General features: G+C 64.7%; 15 protein-coding genes. 8 read left to right on the top strand and 7 right to left on the bottom strand.

The annotated features are described in order from the left end of the window. The 3 genes from KW836_RS27080 to KW836_RS27090 all read left to right on the top strand — a co-directional run. The coding region (locus tag KW836_RS27080) for an Ig-like domain-containing protein (protein WP_218345259.1) at positions 1-3,407 on the top strand (3,407 nt) is incomplete at its 5' end. A 104-nt stretch (positions 3,408-3,511) separates the two neighbouring features. Then, complete coding sequence (locus KW836_RS27085; RefSeq protein ID WP_218345260.1) at positions 3,512-4,195, top strand: transglutaminase-like cysteine peptidase; 684 nt, start codon at positions 3,512-3,514, stop codon at positions 4,193-4,195. A gap of 17 nt (positions 4,196-4,212) precedes the next feature. Next, the gene (locus tag KW836_RS27090) at positions 4,213-6,174 is read left to right on the top strand and encodes a LapD/MoxY N-terminal periplasmic domain-containing protein (RefSeq protein ID WP_218345261.1); all 1,962 of its coding nucleotides are present in this window, start codon (positions 4,213-4,215) and stop codon (positions 6,172-6,174) included. A gap of 130 nt (positions 6,175-6,304) precedes the next feature. On the opposite strand, the gene KW836_RS27095 is transcribed toward KW836_RS27090, so the two are convergent. The 3 genes from KW836_RS27095 to KW836_RS27105 are packed head-to-tail and all read right to left on the bottom strand — an operon-like array spanning position 6,305 to position 9,671. Next, positions 6,305-7,144 carry a M48 family metallopeptidase gene (locus KW836_RS27095; RefSeq protein ID WP_175125005.1) on the bottom strand — a complete coding sequence of 280 codons (840 nt, stop codon included), beginning with the start codon at positions 7,142-7,144 and terminating at the stop codon, positions 6,305-6,307. A 37-nt stretch (positions 7,145-7,181) separates the two neighbouring features. Continuing rightward, positions 7,182-8,252 (bottom strand): chorismate synthase, encoded by a 1,071-nt coding sequence (gene aroC, locus KW836_RS27100; protein ID WP_218345262.1) that lies wholly within the window; start codon positions 8,250-8,252, stop codon positions 7,182-7,184. A gap of 36 nt (positions 8,253-8,288) precedes the next feature. Further along, positions 8,289-9,671, bottom strand: a complete 1,383-nt coding sequence (locus tag KW836_RS27105) for a bifunctional diguanylate cyclase/phosphodiesterase (protein ID WP_175125007.1) — start codon at positions 9,669-9,671, stop codon at positions 8,289-8,291. A gap of 466 nt (positions 9,672-10,137) precedes the next feature. On the opposite strand from KW836_RS27105, the gene KW836_RS27110 reads away from it, so the two are divergent. Further along, the gene (locus KW836_RS27110; protein WP_218345263.1) at positions 10,138-12,108 is read left to right on the top strand and encodes an EAL domain-containing protein; all 1,971 of its coding nucleotides are present in this window, start codon (positions 10,138-10,140) and stop codon (positions 12,106-12,108) included. A gap of 8 nt (positions 12,109-12,116) precedes the next feature. Next, complete coding sequence (locus KW836_RS27115; protein WP_218345264.1) at positions 12,117-13,649, top strand: HAMP domain-containing sensor histidine kinase; 1,533 nt, start codon at positions 12,117-12,119, stop codon at positions 13,647-13,649. Between the two features lie 41 nt (positions 13,650-13,690). Here the strand turns inward: KW836_RS27115 and KW836_RS27120 are convergent, their stop codons facing one another. The 3 genes from KW836_RS27120 to KW836_RS27130 form a co-directional block, all read right to left on the bottom strand. Further along, a complete protein-coding gene (locus KW836_RS27120; RefSeq protein WP_043518814.1) occupies positions 13,691-14,410 on the bottom strand; it encodes a response regulator transcription factor in 720 nt (239 codons plus the stop codon). Positions 14,411-14,625: 215 nt separating this feature from the next. Then, entirely contained in the window at positions 14,626-16,113 is a 1,488-nt protein-coding gene (locus KW836_RS27125) for a YdiU family protein (RefSeq protein WP_218345265.1), read from the bottom strand. Continuing rightward, entirely contained in the window at positions 16,110-16,481 is a 372-nt protein-coding gene (locus KW836_RS27130; protein WP_056571311.1) for a DUF2069 domain-containing protein, read from the bottom strand. The genes KW836_RS27125 and KW836_RS27130 overlap by 4 nt, the downstream gene beginning before the upstream one ends. Before the next feature lie 17 nt (positions 16,482-16,498). Between KW836_RS27130 and KW836_RS27135 the strand changes: the two genes are divergently transcribed. Both KW836_RS27135 and KW836_RS27140 read left to right on the top strand, forming a co-directional pair. Further along, positions 16,499-17,812 carry a YihY family inner membrane protein gene (locus KW836_RS27135; protein WP_175125011.1) on the top strand — a complete coding sequence of 438 codons (1,314 nt, stop codon included), beginning with the start codon at positions 16,499-16,501 and terminating at the stop codon, positions 17,810-17,812. A gap of 36 nt (positions 17,813-17,848) precedes the next feature. After that, positions 17,849-18,307 (top strand): CBS domain-containing protein, encoded by a 459-nt coding sequence (locus tag KW836_RS27140; protein WP_056315762.1) that lies wholly within the window; start codon positions 17,849-17,851, stop codon positions 18,305-18,307. A 34-nt stretch (positions 18,308-18,341) separates the two neighbouring features. Here the strand turns inward: KW836_RS27140 and dusA are convergent, their stop codons facing one another. Then, positions 18,342-19,322, bottom strand: coding sequence for a tRNA dihydrouridine(20/20a) synthase DusA (dusA, locus tag KW836_RS27145; RefSeq protein WP_239214670.1), 981 nt, complete (start codon positions 19,320-19,322; stop codon positions 18,342-18,344). Between the two features lie 217 nt (positions 19,323-19,539). On the opposite strand from dusA, the gene KW836_RS27150 reads away from it, so the two are divergent. Continuing rightward, entirely contained in the window at positions 19,540-20,508 is a 969-nt protein-coding gene (locus KW836_RS27150; RefSeq protein ID WP_175125013.1) for a homoserine kinase, read from the top strand. Positions 20,509-20,535: the final 27 nt, after the last annotated feature.

A 20,535-nucleotide genomic window follows, 5' to 3' on the forward strand; every position in this document is an offset into this window, starting at 1 on the left:
CGGACGGCGACAAGAGCGAAGCGGTGCTGACCATCACGATCAACGGCCAAACCGACGGTCCTCCGGTCGTCACCCCGGTTGATAGCGACGGCAACGTCACCAGCGCGCACAACAGTGTGGTGGAAGCTTCCGGCGCAACCGTCACGGGTTCGGTTGGCGTGTCGGCGGAAGCTGGCATCACCGCCGTCACCGTGGCTGGCCGCGACGTGACCGGTGCCAGCGCAGCCAACCCCGTCGTCATCACGACCGACAAGGGCATCCTGACTGTCACGGGCTACAACGCTGCGACGGGCGTGATCTCCTACTCCTACAAGGAAACGGGCGGCGCCGATAACCACTCGGCGGGCGATGACTCGGTTCGCGACAACTTCACGGTCAAGGTCACCGACCTGGCTGGCAAGTCGACGAGCAATGATCTGGTCATCCAGATCATCGACACCGCGCCGATCGCCAAGAACGATTCGGCCTCGGTCACCGAAGACACCGCCACCCCGATCACGGGCAACGTTCTGACCAACGACACGCTGGGCGCGGACAAGACCACCGTCGTGATCACGACCACCGACGCCAAGTACGGCACGCTGGTCCACAACGGCGACGGCACGTGGTCCTATCAGTTGAACAACGGTCTGTCCGCGGTTCAAGCGCTGAACAACGGCCAAACGCTGACCGAAACCATCCGCTACACCATCACCGACGCGGACGGCGACAAGAGCGAAGCGACCCTGACCATCACGATCAACGGCACCAACGACGCGCCGGTCCTGCAGGCCCACACCAAGGAGATCCTGGAAGACCAGACCGCCACCGGCAACGTGCTCCAGGGCGCGACCGACGTGGACAGCAAGACGCTGACCGTCACCGAGTTCACGGTCAACGGCGTGCGCTATGAAGCAGGCAAGACCGCCACCATTGCCGGCGTCGGCACCCTGCTGATCGGCGCCAATGGCAGCTACACGTTCAAGCCGGACGCCAACTGGAACGGCGATGTGCCGCAGGTGAAGTACACCGTGTCCGATGGCGCGGCGTCGACGACGTCCACGCTGGATATCGACGTGCTGCCGGTCAACGACGCCCCCGTGTCGCAAGATGCATCGGGCAACGTCACGGAAGGCAAGACCTACACCTTCGGTTCGGGCGACTTCGCGTTCTCCGACCCGGTGGAAGGTCACGCCATCAAGTCGGTGATCATCGACTCCCTGCCGACGGGCGGCACGCTGATGCTCAACGGCAAGGCCGTCACGCAAGGCCAGGAAATCAGCGCTGCTGATATCCAGGCGGGCAAGCTGGTGTTCCAGGCCGCCGCCACCAACGTGGGCGAGAACGCGGGCTCCAACTTCGACTTCCGCGTCAAGGACACCGGCGGCACGGCCAATGGCGGTCAGGACACCTCTGCGCAGCAGACGTTCAAGCTGCATGTGGACCAGTTCGTCGGCGGCAACAACACCAACGACACGGTCAAGGGCGGCACGGGCAACGACGTGCTGCTGGGCGACCAGGGCGGCATGGTCAAGAGCGTGACCCCGGGCAGCAGCTACAACATTGCCCTCGTGCTGGACTTGTCCGGCTCGATGGACGACAAGTGGGGCAGCGGCAACAGCGCGGAATCGCGTTTGGCTACCGCCAAGAAGGCGCTCAAAGCATTCCTCGAGGGCCAGCTGGCTCACCATGACGGCTCCATCAACATCTCGCTCATCACGTTCGAAGGCAGCGGAAGCAAGCTGCAGAAGTCGATCTCGGGCTTGACGACGCAGAACGTCGACGACATGGTCGACATCCTGATGGGCCTCAAGAGTGGCGGCGGCACGCCTTATGGGTCGGCGTTCACCCAGGCCAAGAACTGGTTCGACGGCCAGCCCACGGTGGACAGCAATGGCAATCCCTACAAGAACCTGACCTTCTTCCTGACGGACGGCGAGCCTACGGACAACGCCTCGTCGCGCGACAACGCCTTCAAGGGCCTGTCGAATGTCAGCGACGTTTACGGCATCGGCATCGGTGACGGCGTCTCCGTCTCGACGCTGGACAAGTACGACAACACAGGTTCCTCCTACACTTCCGGCGGATCGGTCGTCGCATCGTTCGAGTCCAGCTCGGGCGTGAACAACGTGAACAACTGGGAGAAGTCGGGCACCGGCGAAGTGACGGACTACAACAACGGAAGCAGCTGGTGGCCTGATTACCGGATGCGCATCACCGACACCAGCGTGAACGGCAGCGCCTATGTCGTGACGATGGCCGAGTCCCACAAGATGGTTGTCACTTCTGCGTCCGGCGCTTCGTTCGGGTTCAATGCGTTCCTGGGCAACCAGGGCGCAGGCGACACGTTCGAGTGGCGCTTGCTGATGAAGGTCGGAAACGAGTGGAAGGTCGTCGAGAAAGGCACGCAAGCCGACACCACGACCGGCATTTTTGGGCCGGGCGAATATCGCTTCCAGTTTGCCGTGAGCGACAACAGCAATAACAACGCTCGGTTCCGCGTCGACATCGACGACATCCGTACCTATACGTCGGGCCGCACTGGCCAGTCGCAGGTCGTGCTGAACCCGTCGGACCTGGAAACGGCTCTGATCAGCGGCAACACCAGCACCGAGCTGGCGCCTGTCGGCAACGACAAGATCTACGGCGGCGACGGATCGGACATCCTGTTCGGCGACGCGATCAACACGGATCAGTTGCCGTGGGGCGTGAACGGCAACCCGGCCAAGCCCGCCGACTACGCCGACGGCTCCGGCCTGGATGGTCTGAAGCTGTTCCTGCTGCTGAAGAACGGCACGCAGCCGACGGACGCCGACCTGCACAAGTTCATCTCGGACAACCACGGTCTGTTCGACGTGCAGGGCGACACCCGCGGCGGCAATGACGAGTTGCACGGTGGTTCGGGCAACGACATCCTCTACGGTCAGGGCGGCGACGACATCCTGTACGGCGATGACGGCAATGACATCCTGTACGGCGGTGCGGGCAAAGACACGCTGTACGGTGGCGCCGGCAACGACGTCCTGATCGGCGGCAAGGGTGACGACATCCTGCACGGCGGCGACGGAAGCGACACGTTCAAGTGGGAATTCGGCGATCAGGGCACGACGGCAAAGCCGGCCGTGGACGTGATCAAGGACTTCTCGATCGCCACGATCGCCAACGGCGGAGACGTGCTGGATCTGCGCGACATGCTGCAAGGCGAAAAGGATGGCACGCTGACCCAGTACCTGCACTTCTCGAAGGACCCTGCCAACAGCGCCAACACGGTCATCGAAATCAGCACCGACGGCAAGATCGGCCAAGGTGCGGACCAGAAGATCATTCTGGAGAACGTCGATCTGACCAACGGCGGCAAGCTGGCAACGGATCAGGCCATCATCAATGACCTGCTGCAGAAGGGTAAGTTGAACGTCGATCACAGCTAAGCATCGACCTCGCGGGGAAGGCCGCCCGGCCTTCCCCGTCCCGCACGGCGCATTTTTTTCAACGGCGCAATCTGAGACGCCGAAAAAATGTGAAAATCCGTTTCATGCCCTCAACCCGTCGTTTTCGTAGCGCGCTGACTCTGTGCCGTGTGGCGCTGCTATGCCTGGCTTGCGGGTGGAGTGGCAGTTCGGCGCTGGAAATCAACACCGACAGGCTGCAAAGCCTGTCGTCCAGCCGCTATGGCGCCAAGGGCGCAAAGTCCGTATCGAACTGGCTGCAACTGTTGCGCAGCCCGGCCCCCGCAACCGACCGCGACCGTCTCACCGTCGCCAACGATTTCTGGAACCGCGCCCTGCTCTCCGGCGAGGATTCCATCATCTGGAAGCAAGCCGATTACTGGGCAACGCCCCTGGAGTCGCTGGGCAAAGGCGCCGGCGATTGCGAAGACTATGTCATCGGCAAGTATTTCACCCTGCTCTCGATGGGCGTACCGGCCAACAAGCTGCGCTTCATCTACGTGCGCGCCCGCATCGGCGGCGCGGCCAGCAGCAGCCAGGTGGCCCACATGGTGCTGGGCTATTACGAGACCCCGAATGCCGTCCCGCTGGTGCTGGACAGCCTGATCTCAACCATCCTGCCGGCCACGCAGCGGCGCGACCTGACGCCGGTTTTCAGTTTCAACGCCGACGGCGTCTACGTGGACGGCAAGGCGGCCGCGCCCGTCGACCGCCTTAGCCGCTGGCGCGACCTACTTCAACGCATGGAACGGGAAGGCATCCGCCCCTGATGTCCGGAAACAAGACTATGTCCATACTTCGTCAGCTACTGCTCAGTGTGACCCTCGCCATCAGCGTGATTTTGCTGGGGACGCTGGCGCTCAGCGTCAATTCGGCGCGTGAGTACCTGTCGGGCCAGCTTCAGGTGCAAAGCACCGACGCGGCCGTCTCCCTGGCCCTGTCCCTGTCGCAACCGGCGAACAACGATCCGGTCGTGCAGGAACTGCTGGTCTCGGCGCTTTACGACGGCGGGCACTTCTCGCTGGTGCGCCTGACGGATCCCGACGGCAAGGTCCTGATCGAACGCAAGTCGACCGCCACCGCCGCGTCCGTGCCGGCGTGGTTTCAGGCGCTGGCGCCGCTGGACAGCCAGGCGGCCAGCCACGCGGTCAGCGACGGCTGGCGGCAGATCGGCGAAGTCACCCTGATCGCCAACGACGCCTACGCCTGGGAAGCCCTGTGGCGCAGCAGCTTGAAGATGATCGCGCTGGTCGTGGGCGCGGGCATCCTGTGGGCCATGTTTGCCTTCGTGCTGGTCGGATGGATCAAGAACCGTCTGCTGCGCGAGATCAGCGAACACGTCCGCGGCATCGGGCGCGACGCGCCCGGCGAGCAGGTCGAGGCGCGCGTGCCGGAGTTGTCCGGCGTGGTGCAGGCGCTGAACCAGACGCGCGAACGCATCCATGCCAGCGTCGAAGAACAGAACGCAAAGATCGAGTCGCTGGAACTGGAGCTGAACCAGGACCCGGTGACCGGCCTGCCCAACCGCAAATACTTCGTCAACGAGTTCCGGCGCGCGCTGGAAACCCGGCCCGCGGCGGGCACGTCCCGGATCGACGGCGGTCATGTGCTGGTGTTTCGCCAGCGCGATCTGGCCGATCTGAACCGCCACATGCCGCGCGAATTCATCGACCAATGGCTGCGCACCGCGTGCGAACGCATTCAGGGCACGCTCAAGCGCATGCACGTCGCCGCGCCCATGCTGGCGCGGCTGAACGGGTCGGACTTTGCACTGCTGCTGCCGGGCTGCGCGGCGCCGCAGGCCATGATGGTGGCCGAGCAGGTGCGCGCGGATCTGCATGCCTCGCGCATTCCGGTTGGTGAGGGCCATCTTTGCCGCTGGGCGCAGGCCATGACCGATTACGGACACGGCAGCCAGGCGGGCGCCGTGCTCGCCCGCCTGGATTTTGGCCTGATGCGCGCTGAAAGCGCCGGCAACGACCAGGTCGTGATCGCGGGCGCCACCGACATGCAGTCGCCGTCGGAAGCGGGCGAACGCGCCTGGAAGGACGCGATCCAGACGGCGTTGGAGAACCGGCAGTTCGAACTGTCCACCGAACCCTTGCTGGCGCTCGATGGGCGCACCGTGCGCACCGAAGCCATGCTGATGCTGCGCACCGCGCCCGACCAGGAGCCGATCCCCGCCACGCTCTTCATCCCGCCGGCCGTGCGGCTGGACCTGGTGGCGGAATGCGATCTGGAATCCGTGCGGCTGGGCTTGGAATGGCTGGCCAGCCATTCGGGCGAACTTGCGGTGCGCGTGGCGCTGCCCTCTTTGCGCGGCCAGAAGTTCCTGCGCCAGCTTGCACTGCTGCTGACCGAAAACCGTCCGCTGGCGCGCCGTCTGTACGTGGAAATCGACGCGCACGGGCTGGTGGAATGCCACGAGCAGATCACCGCCTTTGCGCGGGTCGCAGCGGAATTTGGCGCACACATCGGCGTGCGACGCCTGGCGCAGCAATTTGGCGCGGTGGCGCAACTGCACACGCTGCCGTTGTCCTACGTGAAATTGGGCGGGGGGTTCGTGGGCGGAATGTCGCAAAGCCCGGGTAGCCAGCAGTTGACGGCATCGGTGCTGGAAACGGCCCGTTCGCTGGGAATTGCGGTTTACGCGGAAGACGTGCCGGACGCGGAGACGCAGCGCATTCTGCACGGCCTGGGCATCGAGATCATGCGCGGCCAGGGCGTCAAGACGGCGAGCGCCTTGTAAGTCGAAGGAATACCGCAAGGACCTGCGGTTGGGGGATCAGACAGGCCCCACCGCCAGGCAAGGACCATGCAAAACGGCCCGCGCAGGCATTGCCGCGCGGGCCGCGTCCTCAGCGTAACGCCTTGCCGTCTTAACGCGCGGCCTGGCCCTTGGACTGTTCGTAAAGCGGCATCACTTTCTGCGAAGCCGATTGCAGATCACTGATGCGCGAGGCGGCCGACGGATGGGTCGACAGGATCTCGGGCGGGGCACTGCCTTGGCTGGCCGCGCCCATCTTCTGCCACAGCGTCACGGCAGCACGCGGGTCGTAGCCCGCCCTGGCCGCCAGTTCCACGCCCATCCGGTCCGCCTCGGTCTCGTGCGTACGGCTGTTGGGCAAGGTGAACATCACGCTGGTCAACTCACCGCCCAGGTCCGACGCCGCCTTGGATCCCGTGGCAATGGACAACACCTGCAAGCCCAGATTGGTCGCCATCTGCTGGGACACGCGCTCGCGCGCATGTTCGCGCAGCGCGTGGGCGATTTCGTGGCCCAGCACCGCGGCCAGCTCATCGTCGGTCGGTTTGATCTGCGAAATCAGGCCGGTGTAGACGGCGATCTTGCCGCCCGGCATGCACCAGGCGTTGACCTCGTCGCTGGACAGCACGTGGACTTCCCATTTCCAGTTGGCCGCATCGGGACGGAACACGCCGGCCTGCGCGATCAGGCGCTGCGAGATCTCGCGCACGCGCGCCACTTGCTTGGCGTCGCGATCCAGCAGGCCCTTGGACTTGGCCTCCTGCAGGATGTCGGCGTACTGCTGGTTTGCTTCCTGTTCCAGCGCCTGCGCCGGCACCATCGTGGACATGTATTGCTTGCGGTCAACGCCCACGGCGCCTGACTGCGTGGTGTTCATGCTGGTGCAGCCGGCCAGCACGGCCAGCGACAGCACGGCCCCGGCATTGCGCAGAAAATGACGCTTCTGTTTCATGTCGGCCTCCAAGCCAATTCAACTACGGGAAAACGTATCAGACGGGCGCCGCGCCGCACTGACCGCGATGGCGCAGCGCGTGGTCGATCAGCACAAGCGCCAGCATGGCTTCGGCGATGGGCGTGGCGCGGATGCCCACGCACGGGTCGTGGCGGCCCAATGTTTGCACCATCACCGGCTCGTTGGCGCGGTTGACCGAGCGGCGCTCGACGCGGATGCTCGACGTGGGTTTGATCGCGAGCGACACGGTGATGGGCTGGCCGGTCGAAATGCCGCCCAGCACGCCGCCGGCGTGGTTGCTCAGGAAGCCCTCGGGCGTGATCTCGTCGCCATGTTCCGACCCGCGCTGCGTGATGCAGTCGAAGCCGGCGCCAATGGAAACGCCCTTGACCGCGTTCAGGCCCATCATGACGTGGGCGATGTCGGCGTCCAGGCGGTCGTAGATCGGTTCGCCCCAGCCTGCCGGCAGGTTCTCTGCCACGACTTCGATGCGCGCGCCGATGGAATCGCCGTCCCGGCGCAACTGGTCCATATAGGCTTCCAGTTCGGGGACGACGTCGGCGTTGGGGGCATAGAAGGGATTGTTGGGCACTTCGTCCCACGAAACGAACGGGATGGCGACAGGCCCCAGCTGGCTCATGTAGCCGCGCACCTTGACGCCGTATTGCTCGGCCAGCCACTTCTTGGCGATGGCGCCGGCCGCCACGGTGGGCGCCGTCAGCCGGGCCGAGGAACGTCCGCCGCCGCGCGGGTCGCGCACGCCAAATTTGCGCCAGTAGGCGAAGTCGGCGTGGCCCGGACGGAAGGTGTCCTCGATGTTGGAGTAGTCCTTGCTGCGCGCGTCGGTATTGCGGATCAGCAGTCCGATGGGCGTGCCGGTAGTGACCCCGTTATAGACGCCGGACAGGATCTCGACCTGGTCGGCTTCCTGGCGCTGCGTCACGTGGCGCGAGGTGCCCGGGCGGCGGCGATCCAGTTCGTACTGGATATCGGATGCGTCCAGGGCCAGTCCCGGAGGACAGCCGTCCACGACGCAACCGATGGCCGGCCCGTGGGATTCGCCGAAATTCGTGACGGTAAAAAGAGTACCTAGGGTATTGCCGGGCATAAGGAGTCAACAGGTCGGGTTTGCAAGCAACCCCGATTATGACACCGCCGCGGCCAAAGCCTGGATTTCGGCGGCGGGCGCCGGCCGCCCCAGCAGAAAGCCCTGCATCACGCGGCATCCCAACGACTTCAGGATTTCGCGCTGCCCTTCGGTTTCGACGCCTTCGGCCACGACCGGCAGGTGCATGGCCTGGCACAAGCCGAACAGCGCAGAGACCACCTCGCGGCTGCCGGCGTCCGATTCCAGGGCGGAAATGAAGCTGCGGTCGATCTTGACCCAGTCGATGGGCAGATGGCGCAGATGGTTCAGGCTGGAATAGCCGCAACCAAAGTCATCCAGCGCTACCCCGATGCCCATGTCGCGCAGCGTATTCAGGATCTTCACGTGCCGCTCGTAGTGCAGGATGAAGATGGATTCGGTGATCTCCAGCACCAGCTTGCGCGGCGACAGCCGGGCGGCCGCCAGCACGTCCGATACAAGCTGGACCAACCCGTCTTCGTTCATCTGCTTGACCGACAGGTTCACGTGGACGCGCCACGCCGACGGCCAGAGCGCCGCCTGCGTGCAGGCGCGCTCCAGGATCCAGGCGCCCAGCGGCACGATCAGTCCGCTGCGTTCGGCCAATTCGATTGTCACGGCGGGCGACACGCTGCCCAGCACGGGGTGATGCCAGCGCAGCAACGCCTCGCACCCCTGCACCACGCCGGTCGCACTGTCGCAGACCGGCTGGTAATAGAGTTCAAACTGCTCCATGGCCGGTGTCGTCAGCGCCAGCCTAAGGTCATTTTCCAGGCCCTGCTGATCCCGCTGCCGCGCCAGCAGCCGGAAGTCGAAGAGGTTCCAGCCCTCGCCGCCCCGATCCTTGAGGGGCACCATCGCCACCTGCACGCAGCGTTGCAACTCCTCGACACTGCGGCCGTGGGCGGGATACAGCGCCGCGCCAATCCGGAAGACGGCAATCAGGGGACGGGCGCCCAGTTCATAAGGCGCGCTCAGGTCGGCCAGCAGCTTGGCGGACACCTGGGCAGCCCCCTCCTCGTCCACGCCGGGGACACAGACGGTGAACGAATCGGCCCCGGAGCGCGCGGCCATCCCACCGAGCGCGCGTGCGACCAGGCTGATGCGATCGGCCACCTGCACCAGTAATGCCTGGTCTTCGCCGGCGCGCAGCATGGCGCTGATCTGCGCGTAGTGTTCGAAACTGACGAGAAAAAAGGCGCCGCGGCGCGTCGTACCCTGGGGTTGGCCCAGCCAGGTACGCACGCGACGATGCAACTCCTGTTGGCTGAGGAGGCCGGTCAGTTCATCCCGCGTCAGGCGGCGGCGCAGCGCGCGGTCCCGGCGGAAGAACAGCAGACTGATCGCTGCAAGTGCGCCCGCGAGCGTCAGGCACAGTGCGAGCAGGTAACTCTCACGCACGGAGCCCCCCTATCCAAACGCCCCCGGCGTTGCGGCCCGATCACGGGCCCGGGGGCTGTAACATATTTTAAATTATGCATTGTTTTCGCAAAAAAACGCCACATTTCGGAGGCAACGCGCCTCCTTCTCCTGACTTTCTTCGGATCCTATGTTGCTCGCAGCGGTCATGGCGGGGTCCCGGATTGGCGATCTCTGGCCGGTCCTTTCGCCACGCCTCGACCCATCTACGACACCGCAACCCCAAAAATTAATACGCAGTGTCTCAATAGTTCTCAAAGGGCCAATTCTCACGAGCGAAATAATTGCACACCTTGTCGGATACGACCGAGCATTTCGTAATATTCTGTGCGTTCTGTGACAGGTCCCAGTACCGTGACACCGCTGCTGGCTGTTGTTTCGTAACGTGTGTCACGTTTGATATCCAGGTTTTTATCCCGCACAGGCCCAGGAAGGGATTCGCCAATACATGCCCACACTACGCCGGCTGCTTTTATGCTCCGCCCTTCTGGTCGGCTTTATCCTGCTGGGCGCCCAGGCCCTCGGGATGCTGGCGGCGCACCGCTATCTGAATACGCAGCTCGCCCAGCAAAGCGAATCGGGCGCCAATGCCCTCGCGTGGGCCTTGTCGCACAGTTCCGGCAGCCATAGCGAGCAAGTCGCCCTTGCCGATGAATTGTTCGGGCAGGGCCTGTATTCGCTGGTCAATATCACGAACGAAGGGAACGCGCTGCGTGTGGAGCGCCGGTCGGGACCGGCTGCCGCAGGCCGGGAGCGCGATTGGCGCGCCGGCTGGCTGAACATGGAAGCACCGGCCATTTCCCGGCCGTTCGTCATTCCTGGCGGACAAGGCAAAGGCACCCTCACCGTGCAGGCCGATGCTCGCCTGGCTCGCGACACGCTGTGGCAAGGCGGCATCCGCGTTCTGGGTCTGGTGCTGGCCGCGGCCGCATTCTGGGCGCTGTTCGCCACCAATCTCGTGCGCTGGATCGAAGCCCGCACGTCGCGCGACATCTGCGAACGCGTGCGCGCGCTGGCGCCCGGCGCCGATGCGCCATTGAGCGGTTCGTGCGAAGTGCCCGGTGTGGACCAGGCGCTGGTCGATGCGCAGCGCCGTGTCGCCGCCACGGTCGAGGAGCAGAATGCGCGCATCGAATCGCTGCAAAGCGAAATCTACCGGGATCCCATCTCGCGCCTGTCGAACCGCAAGCATTTTGTCGACCAGTTCCGGCTGGCGCTGGCAGATAAATCCGACGAGGCCGGCGGTCATCTGCTGATGTTCCGCCAACGCGACCTCGCACAGATCAACCGGCACCTGTCGCGGGCCTTCACCGACCAGTGGCTGCGCTCATCGTCGGACCGCCTGCGCAAGCTCGTGCAGGAATTCGGCGGTCCGGGCACGCTGATCGCCCGGATCAGCGGATCGGATTTTGCCCTGCTGCTGCCGCGCACCTCGGCGCCGCAGGCCAGCGTGCTGGCCGAACGCGTGCGGCGCGAGCTGCGGTCGCTGCGCGTGCCGATGGACAAATACGGATGGTGCCGGTGGGCGCTGGCCATGGCAGCCTTCGCGCCGGGCGACAACATGAGCGACATCCTCGCGCGTCTGGATCATGCGCTGATGTGCGCCGAAAGCGCGGACGACGACCAGATCACGCCGGCAAGCCAGGCCGCCGACAGCACCCGCATCGGTGAATACAGCTGGCACGACGCGCTGGTTACCGCGCTGGAGCAGCACCGGTTCTCACTGACGGCACAGCCGTTGCATGACCTGTCGGGCGCCCTGCTGCACCACGAGGCCTGCCTGACGCTGCACGATGCCTCCGGCACCGATCCCGTGCCGGCTTCGATCTTCATGCCGCCAGCCGTGCGCCTGGGCCTGTCCGCCGAATGCGATATCCAGGCGATCCGCCTGGGTCTCGATTGGCTGTTCACTCATGACGGCGCACTCACGGTGCCGGTATCGCTTGCCACCCTTGCCCAAGGATCCTTCTTCGCGCGTCTTGAACGCATGCTCGACGACCGGCCCACGCTGTCAGCGCGGCTGATCCTGGAAGTCGACGCCGCGGGACTCGTCGAACAAGGCGCCGATGTGCGCCAGCTCTGCGACATCGTCACGGGCGCAGGCGGACGGGTCGGGGTAGCGCGGCTGTCGCAGCAATTCGGCGCCATGGAGCACCTGCATGAATTTCCCGTCTCGTACGTGACGCTGAGCGGCAGTTTCATCGGCGGCCTCCTGCAAAGTCCCGGCAGCCAGCACCTGGCCGCCACCGTGGTCGCGACCGCGATGACGCTCGGCATGTCGGTTTATGCGGCTGACGTGCCGGACACGGCGACGCAACTCGTGCTGGAAGAAATCGGCGTCCGCGCGATAAGCGGAGCTGTCGTAAACTCCGCCCACGCGCAAGATCTCGCGCATGATCACCAATGGGTTCCTAGTTGACGGAAGGATTGTTTCTTCGCACCCGCTGGCGTTTTCGCCACCTTCGCGCAAGCCAGCCCGGCTTCTTCCGCACAACCATCTGGTCGGGAGTCGGCCTGCTGCTGTGCGCCTGCTTCTGGCCGGCCTACGCGCTCGCTTATGGGTTGAATGCCGACGGGGGACATGCCGGCTACGAGAACCTGCACTCAGGCTTGACCGCCGGCGTCGCCATCGCCTGCGCGATAGTGTGCGGCGTGGCCTGGGCGCACACGCGCAACGCGCTGTATGCAGCAGGCATGGCCTTCGCGCTGGTCGAAGGGTTGTTCCGTTCGCTGCCCGATCTAATGCCGCCGGGCGCGCTGCAAGCTGCCTCTTATGCCGCCCTGCTCGCCCTGACCGCGCCCCTGCTGCAGGGATCGCGCATTGCAACCGGACTGGGCGTTGCGTGCCGGTGGATCAGCATTGCGCTGTCCGGCGTGGCGGCGCTGGCGCTGATCTTCGTGTATGAAACGGAATCGGGAGTGCTTCCTGCGGCCATTGCCGGCGTGTGCGCTGCGCTGAGCGTGCCGCTGGCGCTGTGGTTCCTGGCCAGCGCGGTGCGGCAGCGGTCTGGCCGCCCGGCCAACCTTGCGCTGATGCTCGCGTTTGGCGCATCAGCCTGGATCCTCGGGCACGACGCGTGGCACGCAAGCGGCGCAGACGCCACGGATGCGAGCTTCGAAATGCTGCGACTGATGCTGGTGTCGGGCACGCTGGTCTGGCTGGCGCTGGATGCCTCCAACAGTGCCGCGCCGGCGCGCAATAATGGCGCCGGCTCGGACGCCGAACACCTGGCGCAAGGCGAACTGCGGCTGGCCGAACTGGCCGGTGCGCTGGACACGCAACGGCAGATGAACGCGCTGATCTCGCACGAGCTGCGCGCGCCCTTGGCCACCATCAGCGCCGCGGCGCAATCGCTGGACATGATTCTGTCGGACAGTGGCGAAACCGTAGACACGCGGCTCGCGCGCATTCATCGGTCGGTTGCGCGGATGACCGAGCTGATGGATCAGTTGCTGAATCAGGATCGCCTCGAGGAACATGCCTGGAGTCCGCGCGGCGAACAGACAGACATGGCCGACCTGGTGCGCGACGTGGTGAATGCCATGCGCCCGGATACCGCGCATGCTCTGGTGCTCGAAGCGCAAGCGCCGCAGCCGGTGTTCTGCGATCGCCCGCTCACCAGCGTCGTCGTGCGCAACCTGATTCACAACGCCATCAAGTATTCGCCGGCCAACGAACCGGTGCGAATCGAGACGGGTCATACACGGGTCGGCGACACGGCCATGACCTGGGCAGCCGTCGTGGACCGCGGCCCGGGGATTGGAGAAGAGGAACAAGCCCGGATCTTCGAGCCGCGCTTTCGGCGGTCCGCGCATCGCGAAACCCAGGGCATGGGGATCGGGCTGTATCTGGCCCGGCGCATCTGCCAAAGCCAGGGCGGTTCGCTGACGATGCAAAGCAAGGTGGGCGTGGGCACGCGCTTTGTCATCACCCTGCCCGCCAACGGGCAGTCGGCTTAAGCGCTGCACGGGCCTTGGCGTCAGCCGCAGCCGCGGCCGGGTCAGGCCGCGAACACGTAACCCTGACCGCGCACCGACAACACCGGCAGTTTGAGTCCGGCGCTTTGCGCCTTGGCGCGCAGACGGCTCACCAGCACGTCGATACGCCGCAACTCAAACCCGCCCGGGCTGTCGGGCAGGAAGAGTTCAGCCAGCGCCTGCCGGCTGACGGCACTGCCCGCGGCGTCCATCAGGGCTACCAGGAACGTCCGTTCCTGCGCGCTCAGGTGCAGCGAGGCGCCGTCGGGCGCCACCAGGATCCAGCCGCCGTCCTGCAGTGACCAGTTCGTATCCGCCGACGCGCGCGTCTCGGCGTCAGCCGGGCGTGGCGCCTTGGCCAACCGCATGCGGCGCGCCAGGCTGCGAATGACGGAGCTGAGTTCCAGCAAATCCACCGGCTTGGTCATGTAGACGTCGGCGCCGCCCTCGAGGCCGCGGACGCGGTCTTCCAGGGCGCTGCGGCCCGTCAGCATGACGATGCCCACCGGGCTCAAAGCACGCAGGCGCGTCGCAACGGAAAAGCCGTCTTCGCCGGGAAGATGGGCGTCGAGAATGACGATGTCGCACGGCTGCTCTTGCAGGCGGCGGTAGAACGCAACTGCATTGTCACAAGCGAACGCCACGCGAAAACCGTAGCCGCCCAAGCCCAACGCCAGTTCCTCGCGGAAATCGGCGTCGTCCTCGAGCAGTCCTATACATAGCAAACCATCTGCACCAGGCATATTCAGAGTGCTTTACATTGAAATTGTCGACAAATAACCCTGGAGCGCCCACGCGATCAAAAATGCCCCGGAGCCGGCAATCTTACGACTTTTACAATGGAAACGAATGATTGCAGCGAAAAAAATGGCGATATTTCACATTTTTACCGAGATTTTTTTGTTAATCCGGGGAATGTCGCACGATTAATGCTGTCGACGTTATCGCAAAATTATCTTCATGACGAGCAACTCACTTCGATTCCACCAGCCCAATCCGGGGGCAGGCCGGCATAGCGTTCAAAACCCTCCTGGGCGACGAAGGGGCTTCGCAGCAGTTTCATGAGCGTTTCAATTTCGCTGGCGTCGCCGGCCTTGGCCGCGCGAATCGCCTGTTCTGCCAGGTGATTACGCAGCACGTACAAGGGATTCACGCCGTTCATGGCGGCCGCCGTATCCGCCGCAGGCCGCCCGTCCTGCGCATGCCGGGCCAGCAGCTTGTCGAGCCAGGCGCCGGCGGCGGGACGGTCGATAAACAAATCCTCAAAGGCGTTGCGCTGTCCCTGCGTGGCGTCGGCCAGCCGGCGCCAGGACAACGTGAAGTCCGCCTGATTGGCGTCCATCAGTTTAAGCAGATCGTCCAGCAACGCCTCATCGTCAGGACGCCACGCCGCCAAACCCATCTTGGCGGCCATCTTGTCATGGAACGCGCGCGTGAAAATGGCTTCGTATTCATCCAGCACGGCGCGCAATGCGTCAGCGTCCTGCACCAGCAGGTGCAGACTGCCGCCTAGCCGATACAGGTTCCAAAGCCCCACGGACGGCTGCCGATTCCAGGAGTATCGACCTTCGGCATCCGAATGGTTGCAGATATGACCCAGCCGAAATCCGTCCATGAAACCATAAGGGCCGTAATCCAGCGTCAGCCCCAGGATCGACATATTGTCGGTATTCATCACGCCGTGGCAAAACCCGACAGCCTGCCAGTCCGCCATCAGCAACGCCGTGCGCCTCGTAACTTCACGCAGCAGATTCACGTACGGAGCCGTCTCGGACGCCGAATCGCCAGTCGGCACGTCGCGGCACTCGGGGTAATAGCGGTCGATCACATAATCGGCCAGTGTTTTCAGCATGTCCGGCTGACGCCGTGACGACCAATGTTCAAACGAGCCGAACCTGACGAAACTGGGCGACATCCGCGTCACGATCGCGGCGGTCTCGACGGTTTCGCGCATGACCGGATCATCGGAAACGACCAGCGCCAGGGCGCGCGTGGTGGGCACGCCCAACCCGAACATCGCCTCGCTGGCCAGGTACTCCCGAACGGAAGACCGCAGCACGGCCCGCCCGTCGCCCATCCGCGAGTACGGCGTCATGCCCGAGCCCTTGAGCTGCAGTTCCCAGGCGCCCTCGGGCCCTTGAACCTCGCCCAGCAGATGCGCCCGACCGTCGCCAAGCTGCCCTGCCCACACGCCAAACTGGTAGCCGCTATAGACGGCGGCCAGCGTATCGCCGCCCGGCAATGGCTGCCCGCCGGAAAACACCTGCAGGAATTCGGGGGTGGTCAGGACCGACGGATCCAGGCCGATCAGGGCGGCCGCCTGTTCGTTGGCGTGCAGCAGACGAGGATTGTTCAGCCCGCGCGGCGCCAGCCGGGTGTAGAAAGCCTCGGGCAGGGCCGCAAAGGAGTTGACGGCTTGCAGTTCGGACAGGGACTGGGCATTCATGCGCGTTGACTCCGGGCAGCGCGCTTGGCGGGCCGCACATAAAAGATGGCGCTGAGGAAAAAGGTGGTGGACAAGATGATCTCGCCCCACGCCATCAAGACGGACAGCGGCGCCGGATCCGACATGGCGCGCACCACGCCTTCCATCAGATACAGCAGCGACAGCATGGCCGCCCACTGGTAGGTGTAGAGATTGCCTCGCACGATGCCCCGCAGCGGAAACGCCAGCGGCAAGGCTTTCAGCAGCATCCAGGAACCGCCCGGCCGCACCGGCGCCACCACGGTTTCCCAGGCGACGCACAGCACGATCAGGGCAAACAATGAAACCGAGGCGACGAGGCGCAAGCGGGGGTTGAGTTCGGGATTCATGCTGCTATTATCGCCTGATGAATCGCCCCGCCGAGCCCGCCGCCGCTACGCCGGCGGTCAAAGAACGACCAACCTCGCGCATTTCCCGGGTCGCGAGGACCGGACGCGTATTTCGTTTCGTCCTCCAACGCGCCAACGAAGAAAAGCTGCTGCAGGTTGCCTCCAGCCTCACCTTCACCACCGTTCTGGCAATCGTCCCCATGCTCGCGGTGGTGCTGTCGCTGTTCACGGCCTTTCCCGTGTTCCAGGAATTCCGGGTCGCCCTCGAGGACTTCCTCACCACCAGCCTGATGCCGCCGTCCGTGTCGGACAACATCATGGACTACCTGAACCAGTTCGCGCACCAGGCGTCGCGCCTGACCGCCATTGGCGGCGCGTTCCTGCTGGTCACATCGCTGCTGCTGATCATGACGATCGATCAGGCCTTCAACGACATCTGGCGCGTCTCGCGCCAGCGTCCCCTGCCGCAGCGGGCACTGGTGTATTGGGCCATCATCACGCTCGGGCCCGTCCTGGCGGGCGCCAGCTTGTGGGCGACCTCGTTCGTGGCCCGCGAATCGCTGGGTCTCATCAAGGACGTCCCTGAAGTCATCAGTGTCGTCGTCTCGTTCATCCCGCTGGTGCTGACCGGCCTGGGCTTTGCCGCGCTTTTTGTCGTCGTACCCAACCGCGACGTGCTGTGGCGCGACGCGCTGATCGGGGGCTGTGTCACGGCCATCGTGCTGGAAATCATGAAGTCGGCGTTCGCCTTCTACCTGACCCGGTTTCCCACCTACACGGTCATCTACGGCGCCTTCGCCACGCTGCCAATCTTCCTGCTGTGGATCTACCTGTCCTGGCTGGCCGTGCTGCTGGGCGCAACGCTTGCTTCCAGCGCGCCGCTGATCCGGCTGGGACGCTGGCACATCAACCGCTACCCGGGCGCCTCGTTCGTCGACGCGCTCGATGCGCTGCGCGCACTGCGCCGCGCGCAGCTCTCGACGCCCGGCGGCGTGGCCGCCAACACGTTGGCCTCGGAGCTGCGGCTGCATCAGGATGAACTCAATGAAGTCCTGGAAACGCTGAGCAAGATGGGACTGGCCACCCGAAGTCCCGAAGACAACTGGATGCTGACGTGCGACGCGCGCGAGACCTCGTTGGCGCCCGTCGTGGATCGCTTCCTGCTGGACCGAAGCCAATCCCGCGTCCGCAATGACCCCGACATCCTGCGCATCGCATCGTCCGTAAATTCGCCGCAAACCACGCCAACGCTGGAAGAACTCTGCGGAGAAGCGCAAAATACCGGAAATGGAGTCGCCCCAGTGCTGCAACTGGAAGCGAACAAGAAATAGCAAAGCATAGGGCGCAGTCCGCCCCAGGAGATACCGATGTTGAAGGTCAGTGAGATTTTGCGCGTCAAGGGCGATACGCTCTATACGGCGTCGCCCGACATGCCCGTGGCCCAGGCCGTGCAAACCATGAGCGAACAAGACATAGGCTCGCTGGTCATCATGGAATTCGGCACCCTGACCGGCATGCTCACGTTCCGCGAAATCATCCGCCACATGCACGCGCACGGCGGCGCAGGCGATACGACCATCCGTTCCATCATGGACGACGCGCCGGTCAGCGTTTCGCCCAACACCAGCGCCGACGAAGTCCAGCGCCTGATGCTCGAAAAGCACGCCCGCTACATCCCCGTCATGGACGGCCCCACCCTGATGGGCGTCATTTCGTTCTACGACATGGCGCAGGCCATCGTCGCGGCGCAGCAGTTCGAAAACAACATGCTGAAAGCCTACATTCGCGATTGGCCTGCCGAAAGCGCGGAGCCCGCCCAGTCCTGAGCCCGCCGGCGCCCTTGCGGCGCCGGCTGCGTATTCACATCCCGGCGGACGCGGCCTCGCGCGTCGCGTCGCGCGCACCCGGCGCATGCCGCTGGCTGCGCCACGCGTCGTAGATCAGTTCCGGATTGTTCGCCGCCAAAAGGGCCGGATCCGACAACATCCGGCGCCACCGACGCGCCCCTGACTGGCCATTCACCAGCCCCAGCATCGGACGCGTCATCACCCGCAACGGCACGCCCTTGGCAACCTGACGCGCGGCGTACTCCGTCATCGCGTCCACGACCTGCGCATCGCTGGGCAGCCGCACCGACGGCCACAACTGCATTGACACTTCAGACAGCACGCGCGGCGTATGCCATGCGGCGCGACCCAGCATTACCCCATCAAAGGCTCCGGCCGCCTGCACGGACTGCCCGGCATCGGCCAGACCGCCATTGAGCACGAACGTGCAATCCGGAAAATCGCGCTTCAATTGCGCAACCACGTCGTAGCGCAGCGGGGGGATCTCGCGGTTGTCCTTGGGCGAGAGGCCCTTGAGCACGGCATTGCGCGCGTGAGCGATGAACACGCGGCAACCGGTGTCATAGACCTTGCCCACGAAATCGCGCACGAACTCATAGGATTCGTCGTAGTCCAGTCCCAGGCGGTGCTTGACCGTGACAGGAATGTCCACGGCGTCCTGCATGGCCTTCATGCAGTCGGCCACCAGGGCCGGCTCGGCCATCAGGCAGGCGCCAAAGGCGCCCTTCTGGACCCGTTCGGACGGGCAGCCGCAATTCAGGTTGATTTCGTCGTAGCCCCATTGCTTGCCAAGCTTGGCGGCGTGCGCCAATGCGTCGGGCTCGCTGCCGCCCAATTGCAAGGCGACGGGATGCTCGGCCTCGTCAAAGTCCAGGTGGCGGGCCACGTTGCCGTGCAGCAGCGCACCGGTGGTGATCATTTCGGTGTACAGGCGGGCGCGCGGCGCCAGCAGACGGTGAAAGTACCGGCAGTGGCGGTCAGTGACGTCGATCATCGGGGCGACGCAAAGCCGCCAGTCGGGGGAGTCCAAGAATCACTCTACAAAACAAGGGGATGCGGTATTTTACGGTGCTTGGCGACATTGTGCCCGCCGGGATCGGCGCCGCACGTGAAACCGCTGCCCGAGGCCGCCCGCCATGTGGTCTAAAATTGCGGCGCCGCGACCCTGCACGCCCGTGCGCGCGTCCGTTCAACCCTCATACCGAAGATCCATGGCCGTATTCACCCCCGTATCCGATGACGACGCGCGCGCCCTGCTGGCGCATTTCGATCTGGGCGAGTTCGTCTCGCTTCGAGGCATTACGGCGGGTATCGAGAACACCAACTATTTTCTGTACACGACGCGGGGCGAATATGTCCTGACGCTGTTCGAGGTGCTGACGCAGGCGCAGTTGCCCTTCTACATTGAGCTGATGTATCACCTGGCCGAACGCGGCATCCCGGTGCCGCAGCCGCAGACGCTGCGCGACGGCACCCGCTTGACCACGCTGCACGGCAAGCCGTGCGCCATCGTGTCGCGCCTGCCCGGCGGGTACGAGCCGGCCCCCGGCCCCGCCCACTGCGCGCTCGCCGGCGCCACCCTCGCCCGCGCCCACGTCGCGGCGCAGGACTTTCCGATCCACCAGCCCAACCTGCGCGGGCTGTCGTGGTGGCTCGAAACCGCGCCCAAGGTCCTGCCCTTTCTCAGCCCCGCCCAGGCCGAACTGCTGACGTCCGAACTGGCCGCCCAGCAGGCCGCCATCCAAACGCCCGCATGGCAGGCCTTGCAGTCCGGCCCCGCCCACTGCGACCTGTTCCGGGACAACGTCCTTTTTGCCGGCACCTTCGAAGATCCGCTCATGGGCGGCATCATCGACTTCTATTTCGCGGGCTGCGACACCTGGCTGTTCGACGTGGCCGTCAGCGTCAACGACTGGTGCATCGAGCGCGACACCGGCGAATTCATCCCCGAGCTGGTGCAATCCTGGCTGGCTGCCTACGCGGCGGTGCGCCCCTTCACGGACGCCGAGCGCGAAGTCTGGCCCCAGATGCTGCGAGCGGCAGCCCTACGTTTCTGGCTGTCCCGGTTGTACGACTTCTTCCTGCCCCGCCCGGCGCAGACGCTCAAGCCGCACGACCCACGCCACTTCGAAAGAGTGTTGCAAGCGCGCCACCGCTCGGAACTGCCCGTCTTGCCGTAACCGCTACGCCCCCCATAATGGGAACAG

Source organism: Achromobacter sp. ACM05 (assembly GCF_019218915.1).
Classification (GTDB): domain Bacteria; phylum Pseudomonadota; class Gammaproteobacteria; order Burkholderiales; family Burkholderiaceae_B; genus Achromobacter; species Achromobacter animicus.